The organism is Corallococcus sp. AB032C, from assembly GCF_003668935.1.
Lineage (GTDB): Bacteria > Myxococcota > Myxococcia > Myxococcales > Myxococcaceae > Corallococcus > Corallococcus exiguus.
On the sequence record NZ_RAWP01000192.1, the window covers coordinates 1 to 8,452 of the forward strand.

The following is an 8,452-nucleotide window of genomic DNA, read 5'->3' on the forward strand; positions in this document are numbered from 1 at the left end:
CATGAGCGTCTCGTGGGCTCGGAGATGTGTATAGGAGACAGGCCCCCACCTGTGCGCCGTCCATCGTTCGCTTCACGGCGAGGGCCGCCTGCCGGGCCACGGAGAGCGCGGTGGCGTCCACCTGTCCGGCCGGCGTCGTCACCCGGACCCCCGCCCCCAGCTCACCGACGACGCGCGCCCGCAGCCCGTCTCCCAGCACGCCCGCCAGCAGCGCGCGAGCCTCCGCGTCGAGTGGCCGCGCGCACTCCACCAGCGCGGCGCCGCGGGCCTCTACTGGCACCGAGTCCAGTTCAGCGCGCGCGGCCCGGATGAGCGCGAGGTCGAGCGACGGGCCATCGAGCGCGCCCAGGAGCGCGCGAACGGACTCGGCGGTGATGCGCCCCACCGTCTCCGCCAGCTCCGCGGCCTGGGACTCCCGCCAGGCCGACAGCTCCTGCGCCAACCGCTGCCGGTCGGCGGTCTGGGTCACCCGCGCCGCCTCGACGACGCTCGCCGCCTCCCGCCGGGCCGACGCGAGCAGCTCGCGGCGCCGCGCGTCGCTCTCCCGTCCGGCCGCGTCCCGCTCCTCGCGAGCCGCGCGCGACAGCGCCTCCGCCTCCTCCCGCAGGCGCCGGGCCTCCTCCTCCGTCCGGGCATGCCGCTCGCGCTCGGCGTCGAGCGCGCGCCGCACCGGTTTGAAGAGGAGCCACCCCAACCCCACGGCGAGCAGCAGGAAGTTCACCGCCTCGAAGAGGAAGTTCGCGAGCGTGGGCGACAAGGCACGTCACCTCGCGGCCACGAAGGGATTGGCGAAGAGCAGCACCAGCGCGATGACGAGGCAGAAGATGGCGGTGGACTCCACCATCGCCAGGGCCACGAACTCGTTGCGGGTGATGGCGCCCGCCTCGTCGGGCTGCCGGGCCAGGGCCTCCATGCTGGCGGCGCCGATGCGGCTCTCTCCATACGCGGCCCCGACGGCCCCCAGCGCCATCGTCAGCCCCGCCGTGATGATGGACCCCAGCGCCAGGACCGTATGCTCGTTCATGCTCAGCCTCCCTCGCCGATGCGGATCGCGGCGCCCACATAGACGCTCGTGAGAATGGTGAAGATGTACGCCTGGAGCAGGCCGATCAGCAGATCGAGCGCCATGAGCGGAACCGGCACCAGGAACCCGACGAGCGCCACGATGAGCGCGACGATGAGGTGCCCGCTCATCATGTTGCCGAAGAGGCGCAGCGCGAGCGCCAGCGTCCGTGACAGCTCGCTGATGAGCTGCAACGGGAAGAGGAGTGGATTGGGCTGGAAGTAGTGCTTCACGTAGCCGAGCGCTCCGCGGGCACGGATGCCCGCGACCGGGACCGCGAGGAACACCACCACGGCCAGGGCGCTCGTCGCGGCGAGGTTGGCCGTGGGCGCCTGGATGCCGGGAAGCTGGCCCAGGAGGGCCGCGCCGGCGATGAACAGGAAGAGGCTGCCCGCGAAGACCTCCAGCCCGGGCGAGCGGCGGCCCACGGCCTCCGTGATCAGTTCCTGGAGGAACCTGAACGTCAACCTCCCGGCGGCGGCCCACCGGCCCGACGGCTTCCGTACGACGGCCCTCCCGAAGGAGGCCCCCAGCGCGAGCATCAAGAGGCTGGTCACCGCGCTGGTCACCATGGTGCGCGTGACGGGCACGGGGCCGAGCCAGAAGAGCACGTGCTCGGAGAAGATCTCCGCGTTCATCGAAGCCTCCGGTGCACCCGCGTCCCCGCCACGGCGAAGCCGGTGATCCACCCCGCGGCCCCGGCGACCAGGTGGCCCGCGAGTGCCGACAGCAAGAGGACCCCTCCGACGAGCACGAGGCGCAGCAGCGTCAACGCGGGCTGGGGATGCGTGCCCACCGTGCGCGCGAGCAGTCCGGCCTGCACCGCGCCGACGGAGGCCCCCAGGAGCGCGAAGAGCCAGCCGTTCATGTCCGGGTCTCCCGCACGGTCCGATACGCCATGACACTTCCCGCGACGGTGCCCAGCGTCAGCAGCAGCAGCGTGAGGTGCACGCCCGTCCCGAACCGGACGTCGAGATACCTGCCCAGGAACGCGCCTCCCGTGGCCAGGAGGACGATGGGCCACCCGACGCTCCCGATGAGCGAAAGCGCCCGCCAGGGCCGCCCCCCGGATTCCCGCCGTTGGAAGCGGAGGAGCTCCTTGCGCGTCCGTTCGCGGGCATCCCCGCGCCGGGAGGGTGACGAGCGCTCAGCCATGAGGAGCCCTCGCGCGAGGCACCGGGCCCGGATGCCGGAGTTCGCGCACGATGCGCTGCTCCAGTTCGCCCATGCGCCGCCGCGTGGCGAGCTCGCTGTCGGGCAACCGGAGGACGCCTTCGAGCGCGGCGAGCACGTCCTCTCCGCGCGCGCCCACCGCGGCGAACGGCGTGTAGAGGGTGGCCGTGTCCCGGCCGGCGTCGAGGAGCCCTCCGGCCGTGGCCGCGAAGCGGAGGCCCTCCTCCCGCCGCAGGAGACAGAGCCCCGCCTCGACCACTGACGCGAAGGGCTCCTCCGCCGTCCGCAGGCCCACCTGTCCGGATCCGGTGGGAACGCGTGCCGCGAGCACCGGTTCGTCCACGACGCACGCGTCCGGCGTCCAGATGACGAAGCGCAGGGAGTGCTCACGCATGGAGCACCTCTGGGAGCGCGCCCATCATGAACAGGCGGTCCTCGGGCAGCGCGTCACACCGCCCCTCGATGATGGCGGCGACGCCCTCCACGGTCTCCGACATGGGGACCCGCTGTCCGTGCATCCCGGTGAAGCTCTCGGTGACGAAGAAGGGTTGCGTGAGGAAGTTGCGCAGCCGCTTCGCCCGGCCCACGAGGAGCCGGTCATCGGGCGACAGCTCGTCGATGCCGAGCATGGAGATGATGTCCCGGAGCTCCGCGTAGCGGGCCAGCAGCCGCCGCGCGTCCTCGGCGACTTCGTAATGGCGCGCGCCCACGAAGGCTGCGTCGAGCGCCTTGGACGACGACGTCAACGGATCCACCGCCGGGTAGTAGCCCTCCGCGGCCACGTCTCGCGACAGGACGAGCGCGCTGTCGATGTGCCAGAACGCGTGCGCCACCGCCGGGTCGCCGTAGTCATCCGCCGGCACGTACACCGCCTGGACGGAGAGCATGTCCGCGCGCAGGGTCGCGGTGATGCGCTCCTCGATGGCGGCCACGTCGTCCGCCAGCGTGGGCTGGTAGCCCACGCGGGAGGGAAGCCGTCCGAGCAGGCCGCTCACCTCCATCCCCGCCTGGACATGGCGGTAGAGGTTGTCGACCACCAGCATCACGTCCTGGCCCAGGTCGTCGCGGAAGTACTCGGCGATGGAGAGCGCGGCCTCGCCCACCATGAACCGGGCCCCGGGTGTCTCCTTCATCTGTCCGAACACGAGCGACGTGCGCGCGAAGACGCCTCTGCGCTCCATCTCCCTCCACAGCTCGAGTCCTTCGCGTGAGCGCTCACCGATACCGGCGAAGACGGCGACCCCCTTGAAGTCGGCGACGGCGTTGTGGATGAACTCCGTCAGGACGACGGTCTTGCCCACGCCAGCGCCGCCGAAGACGGCCGCCCGTCCTCCCCGGACGAAGGGGCAGAACAGGTCGATGACCTTGATTCCCGTCTCGTACACCTCCGTCCAGGGCCGGCGAACTCCGGGGGGTGGAGGCGGGCGGTGCACCGGGCGCCAGGTCTCCGCGGCCACGGGGCCGCCGCCATCGAGCGGCCGCCCCCGCAGGTCGACGACGCGGCCGAGCAGCGCACGCCCCACCGGCACCCGCAGGGGAAGTCCGTCCCCCTCGACCTCCGCGCCCCGGCGGAGCCCTCGCGTCTCGTCGAGCGCGATGGCCCGCAGGCGTGAAGCGCCGACATGGGCATGGACGACGGCGGAGACGGCCCCCTGTGGGCCTGCACACGAAAGCGCCGCGCCCACGACAGGCAGCACGCCCTCGACGTCGACCTCTAGGACGGTGCCGCGAATCGAGGCAACGCGCCCTCGGACGGCGGCCCCCGCGCGCGTCAAGGCAGGCCTCCCCCGTCCAAGGGCACGCCCGGCTCGCGGCCGCATGTCCAGAGGCAGGCGTGGCCGGGCGTCGCCGCCCGTATGCATGGCCTTCCCGTCCGCATCCCGTGCTCCCGTGCACACCCCTCATGGGTTTATGCACGGAGGGTGCATCCGCAAACGCACCAGCTGCGAAGACAGTGGCTCGGGCGCCGGGCCGCTCGCGGCAGCCGGAGCCGTGACGCCTGGAAGGATGTGAGGCTTCAGCCGCCCTTGGGCATCTTCAGCGCCATCGCGACCAGCGAGAGCGTCAGGTCCTCGGGCTGGTAGGGCTTGAACGGGTTGAGCGTCGTCCCGGTCGAGTCGAGGTGATCCAAACCGGAAAGGGTCACGGACTTGGAGCCGGGGATGAACGCGTCCTGCGGGAGCACCAGGCCGTCCGACTTCACGCCGTAGCGCTGGTGCATGTACTCCTGCATGGCGAACAGCGGCGACGTCGGGTTCGCGGTGGTGGAGGCCATGGAGACGGTGGGGATGCCCTCGGGCATCGGGTGCTTCGCCAGGAACTCCTTGCGCGAGTCGTACGTCAGGTCCTCACCCGCCTGGATGCTGCCGCCGAGCGCCTCGATGGCGCCGCCCACGCCGTAGCGCACGAGGGGGTTGTCCAGCAGGTCCTGCGCCATGGGCGAGCCGCCGTAGGGCGACTGGATGGTGACCAGGGCGCGCACGTGCTCCTTGAGTTCGGGGTACATCGACAGGGCCGCCGCGGAGTCCAGACCACCCTTGCTGTGGCCGATGAGCACCACCTGCTTGCCGTTCTTGGAGGCCTCGAGGACCGCCTGACGAACGATGGCGGCGTTGTGCTCCACGCCCATGTCCGTGTCGACGGGCACGCGGCCGACCTGCAGGCCCTGCGCTTCGAGCGCGTCCAGGTTCTTGTCGAAGTAGATCTGCTTGGGCGCGGCCTCGGAGAGCAGACCGCCCACGGCCAGGAACACGCAGTTCTTGGCCTCGGGGGGCATCACGTTCTGGCCCGCGCGCACGGCCTGGTTGAGCTTCATGAACTCCGCGGTGGAGTCCTTCGCCGGCGGATACGCCTTCTGGATCCAGCCGATCTTGTCCGCCTCGCCCTTGCCGGGCCAGGGGATGGGAAGGCGCAGGGCATTGACCTGCTGCGACCCCGCCGAAGCCGTCGACGAGAAGCTGTCCCCCTTCACGATGGCGTTGAAGCCCTGCGCGCCCTTGGCCCGGGCAGGGGCTTCCGGCGTGGCCCGCGTCTGCGTGGACGGCGTGAGGCTGGAAGGACGCGTGACCTGGACCATGAGGGGACCTCGGGAGGGGGAGCCGAGTTGAGCAGCAGGGAGGCTTGCCTACATTGTCGGTAGATGGCGCCGGGAGTTGCGTGCCCGTTCCAAGTCCGTGAGAAGCCGAGACTCCGAGCGCGTGGCGCGGTGCGACATAGAGCCAGCAGATCAAGGCTCCAAGCTGGAGGCCGCTTCACTCTCGCCGATCCGCCGACATTCATCCGCCTGCGGGATCCGGCTCACTCCCGTTGGCGCGATCCACTCAGGCCTGCAGTCGATGCGCCATACCTCGGTCGGAGTTCGCAACGGACCTGCGCGTTGTTTTTGGGCTCGATGCGCAGTCCGCGAGCCCCACCAAGTCTAGAGGAGAACCAGGAAGTGAAGCGGAGCACGGACGGACTCTTCCATGCTCCGCACGAAACCGAAGAAGCAGGGGTGAGGTAGAACCGGCGGCATGCTCAAGAAGCTCCACATCCAGAACTTCAAGGCGTGGAAGGACACGGGCGACATCCAGCTCGCGCCGCTCACGATGTTCTTCGGAACGAATAGCTCGGGGAAGACGAGCCTCCAGCAATTCCTTCTCCTCTTGCAGCAAACAGCACAGTCGCGAGACCGGAAGCGCGTGCTCCACCTGGGCGACGAGAGCACTCCCGTCGATATGGGAACCTTTCCGGAAATGCTCTTTCGCCAGGATCCTGCCGCGCTCCTCCGCTTCAACATGGAGTGGACCATAAGGGTGCCGGAGGAAGGAGGGCCGGCCACAATTGAGGTTCCCTCCACCATGCAAGGAAAGGTGGAGAACCTGCCAATTCCTTCCCGCTCCTTCGAGGCCCTGATTGGCCAAGAAGACAAACAATCCGCCAGAATCGAAGTAAAGCAGTTCATTTACCGGCTGAACACACTATGGGCCACGTACGGCATCGGCATGGCCAGGCGCGCTCATGGGCCAGGGTACGAATTACTTCTGGAGCACTTGGAGTTTGCCAAGAAAGAATCTGCAGGGGAGGCGCTATCAGCGCCCATTCACTTCTACGGGTTCCCTCATGAAGCCGATGCGCACTACAAGTTCCCCGGCGACATCGACAGCCTTGCGCTCGAACTCGAAGACCAACTGGACGCAATCCATTACCTGGGCCCACTGCGACAGCCCCCACATAGAACCTATCTCTGGTCGGGTGAGGCCCCTGAAAGCGTAGGCGAAGACGGCCGCCTCACGGTTGCCGCACTGCTGGCCTCGACTGAGCGCTCAATCCAGGTGGAGGACCACCCTGCCCGTCCTTTTACGCAGATGATCGCTGAAAAGTTGGTCGGCATGGGGCTACTGGACTCCTTCGAGGTCCGGCCAATTGCCCCTTTTCGCAAGGAGTACGAAGTCTTTGTTCGCACTCCTGGCAGCCCCATGACGGTTCGCTTGCCGGACGTTGGGTTCGGTGTTTCCCAGGTCATGCCTGTCTTGCTTCAATGTTTCTATACCGAGCCCGGATCCACGCTGCTCTTCGAGCAGCCCGAACTCCACCTTCATCCAAGGGCACAGACGGAACTCGCGGACGTTTTCATCGATGCGATTCACGCCAGCGAGGATGGGCAGCCTCGAAACATCCAACTGCTCATCGAGAGCCACTCCGAGCACCTCTTGCGCCGAATCCAGCGGCGTATCGCCGAAGGGAAACTCCTGCCGGAGGAGACAGCACTCTACTTTTGCTCACCCGGTCCTGAGGGTTCGAGCATCGAGAAGCTGAAGCTTGACGAATTCGGGAACATCATCAACTGGCCGAAGGACTTCTTCGGTGACGAAATGGGCGACCTCGTGGCGATGACCGAGGCGGCGATGAAGCGCCAGCAGGAGCAGTCCCCTCAATGAACGCGTCCCCTGCGCTATTCGTCATCGACACCAATGTGCCGCTCACCGCCAATAAGGCGAACACGGTCAGCTCCGCGTGCGTTCAGGCCTGTGTCCAGGCGCTCAACGCAGTGACCCAAAGCGGACGCATCGTTCTTGATGACAACTGGCGCATCATCAACGAGTACAAACACAAATTATCTCCCACGGGCCAGCCTGGCGTGGGAGACCGCTTCCTCAAGTGGGTCCTGACCAACCACGCCAATCCGGCTCGCTGCGTCCGGGTCTCGCTGACGCCACACCCGGATGATCCTCGCGACTTCGAGGAGTTTCCCCGTGACGGGGCGCTTGCTGGCTTCGACCCGGCGGACCGCAAGTTCGTCGCGGCAAGCTGTGCCCACGAGGATCGACCGCCCATCCTCCAGGCGACGGACAGTAAATGGTGGGGGCTGCGCAGAGAGTTCGAGCGCTGCGGGGTCCGCATCCACTTTCTCTGCCCCGAGGACATCGAGGAACTCCACAGGCGTCAGGGTGGGGAGTGATGGCTGACGACTTCTTCAAGTTCCCCCACACCCCGCACCTCGCCTGGCTTTCCTCCAGGCCGGTACGCCATGACAAGGTACTCTCCCCACCGGAGGCACGGGAGTTCCTCGATGGCGAGGTCCTCATCGAGGAAAAGATCGACGGGGCGAACCTTGGCATTTCCGTGGGCCCTGACGGCGAGCTGCGAGCCCAGAACCGCGGCGCCTACCTCGGTCCCCGAGCAGCCCCCCAGTTCCAGCCGCTGTGGCCCTGGCTGGAGACAAGGCGCCAGCAACTTGTCGAGACCCTGGGCCAACACTTGATGCTCTTTGGTGAATGGTGCTTCGCGGTCCACAGCGTGCGCTACGACGCCTTGCCCGACTGGTTCCTCGCCTTCGACGTCTACGACAAGCGGGCCGGACGCTTCTGGTCCTCCCCGAAACGAGACGCCCTCGTGGCCTCGCTCGGCCTCGCAGCGGTGCCCACTGTCGCGCGCGCGCATCTCACGGCGGACGACGTGGTGAACCTGCTCGGCCCCTCGCACCTCACCCATGCGCCCATGGAGGGCCTCTACCTCCGGCGTGACGAGGGTGACTTCCTGCTCGCGCGCGCGAAAATCGTCCGTCCCGAGTTCGTCCAGGCCATCGAGGAACACTGGTCCTCCCGCCCTCTGGAACGAAACACCCTGGCTGCGCGATGACGTGATGGGGGCGAGTGCTGGAGCGCGATGGCCGGAGGGACTCCAGGGCCCGGAACCTGGGCCCCCAAGCGTTCACAGCAGGCCACCCACCCCGCC

General features: G+C 68.0%; 11 protein-coding genes. 3 read left to right on the plus strand and 8 right to left on the minus strand.

The annotated features are described in order from the left end of the window. The 8 genes from D7X99_RS40585 to D7X99_RS40620 all read right to left on the minus strand — a co-directional run. Window positions 1-757 (minus strand): hypothetical protein (locus tag D7X99_RS40585; RefSeq protein WP_233614163.1); only part of this gene is annotated, 757 nt, incomplete at its 3' end. A gap of 6 nt (window positions 758-763) precedes the next feature. After that, window positions 764-1,024 (minus strand): ATP synthase F0 subunit C, encoded by a 261-nt coding sequence (gene atpE / locus D7X99_RS40590; RefSeq protein ID WP_121782414.1) that lies wholly within the window; start codon window positions 1,022-1,024, stop codon window positions 764-766. Window positions 1,025-1,026: 2 nt separating this feature from the next. Continuing rightward, a complete protein-coding gene (atpB, locus tag D7X99_RS40595) occupies window positions 1,027-1,701 on the minus strand; it encodes a F0F1 ATP synthase subunit A (RefSeq protein WP_121782415.1) in 675 nt (224 codons plus the stop codon). Beyond that, complete coding sequence (locus D7X99_RS40600) at window positions 1,698-1,931, minus strand: hypothetical protein (protein WP_121782416.1); 234 nt, start codon at window positions 1,929-1,931, stop codon at window positions 1,698-1,700. The genes atpB and D7X99_RS40600 overlap by 4 nt, the downstream gene beginning before the upstream one ends. Then, window positions 1,928-2,218 carry an AtpZ/AtpI family protein gene (locus D7X99_RS40605; RefSeq protein WP_121782417.1) on the minus strand — a complete coding sequence of 97 codons (291 nt, stop codon included), beginning with the start codon at window positions 2,216-2,218 and terminating at the stop codon, window positions 1,928-1,930. Before D7X99_RS40605 ends, D7X99_RS40600 begins: the two co-directional genes overlap by 4 nt. Further along, window positions 2,211-2,630 carry a hypothetical protein gene (locus D7X99_RS40610; RefSeq protein ID WP_121782418.1) on the minus strand — a complete coding sequence of 140 codons (420 nt, stop codon included), beginning with the start codon at window positions 2,628-2,630 and terminating at the stop codon, window positions 2,211-2,213. Before D7X99_RS40610 ends, D7X99_RS40605 begins: the two co-directional genes overlap by 8 nt. Further along, the gene (atpD, locus tag D7X99_RS40615; protein WP_233614165.1) at window positions 2,623-4,011 is read right to left on the minus strand and encodes a F0F1 ATP synthase subunit beta; all 1,389 of its coding nucleotides are present in this window, start codon (window positions 4,009-4,011) and stop codon (window positions 2,623-2,625) included. Before atpD ends, D7X99_RS40610 begins: the two co-directional genes overlap by 8 nt. Before the next feature lie 242 nt (window positions 4,012-4,253). Then, complete coding sequence (locus D7X99_RS40620) at window positions 4,254-5,312, minus strand: triacylglycerol lipase (protein ID WP_121782419.1); 1,059 nt, start codon at window positions 5,310-5,312, stop codon at window positions 4,254-4,256. A gap of 436 nt (window positions 5,313-5,748) precedes the next feature. On the opposite strand from D7X99_RS40620, the gene D7X99_RS40625 reads away from it, so the two are divergent. Genes D7X99_RS40625 through D7X99_RS40635 form a run of 3 tightly spaced genes read left to right on the plus strand, consistent with a single transcriptional unit; the run spans window position 5,749 to window position 8,356 of the window. Continuing rightward, the gene (locus tag D7X99_RS40625; protein ID WP_121782420.1) at window positions 5,749-7,155 is read left to right on the plus strand and encodes a DUF3696 domain-containing protein; all 1,407 of its coding nucleotides are present in this window, start codon (window positions 5,749-5,751) and stop codon (window positions 7,153-7,155) included. Beyond that, on the plus strand, window positions 7,152-7,676 hold the full coding sequence (locus D7X99_RS40630) for a hypothetical protein (protein WP_121782421.1): 525 nt from the start codon (window positions 7,152-7,154) through the stop codon (window positions 7,674-7,676). The genes D7X99_RS40625 and D7X99_RS40630 overlap by 4 nt, the downstream gene beginning before the upstream one ends. After that, entirely contained in the window at window positions 7,676-8,356 is a 681-nt protein-coding gene (locus tag D7X99_RS40635) for an RNA ligase family protein (protein ID WP_121782422.1), read from the plus strand. Before D7X99_RS40630 ends, D7X99_RS40635 begins: the two co-directional genes overlap by 1 nt. Window positions 8,357-8,452 lie beyond the last annotated feature (96 nt).

Bases quoted from the DNA above. Each gene is read 5' to 3' on its own strand.
- D7X99_RS40630 (WP_121782421.1), top strand. From the start codon at position 7,152: ATGAACGCGTCCCCTGCGCTATTCGTCATCGACACCAATGTGCCGCTC.
- D7X99_RS40605 (WP_121782417.1), bottom strand. From the start codon at position 2,218: ATGGCTGAGCGCTCGTCACCCTCCCGGCGCGGGGATGCCCGCGAACGG.
- atpB (WP_121782415.1), bottom strand. From the start codon at position 1,701: ATGAACGCGGAGATCTTCTCCGAGCACGTGCTCTTCTGGCTCGGCCCC.
- atpE (WP_121782414.1), bottom strand. From the start codon at position 1,024: ATGAACGAGCATACGGTCCTGGCGCTGGGGTCCATCATCACGGCGGGG.
- D7X99_RS40600 (WP_121782416.1), bottom strand. From the start codon at position 1,931: ATGAACGGCTGGCTCTTCGCGCTCCTGGGGGCCTCCGTCGGCGCGGTG.
- D7X99_RS40635 (WP_121782422.1), top strand. From the start codon at position 7,676: ATGGCTGACGACTTCTTCAAGTTCCCCCACACCCCGCACCTCGCCTGG.
- D7X99_RS40620 (WP_121782419.1), bottom strand. From the start codon at position 5,312: ATGGTCCAGGTCACGCGTCCTTCCAGCCTCACGCCGTCCACGCAGACG.
- D7X99_RS40610 (WP_121782418.1), bottom strand. From the start codon at position 2,630: ATGCGTGAGCACTCCCTGCGCTTCGTCATCTGGACGCCGGACGCGTGC.
- D7X99_RS40625 (WP_121782420.1), top strand. From the start codon at position 5,749: ATGCTCAAGAAGCTCCACATCCAGAACTTCAAGGCGTGGAAGGACACG.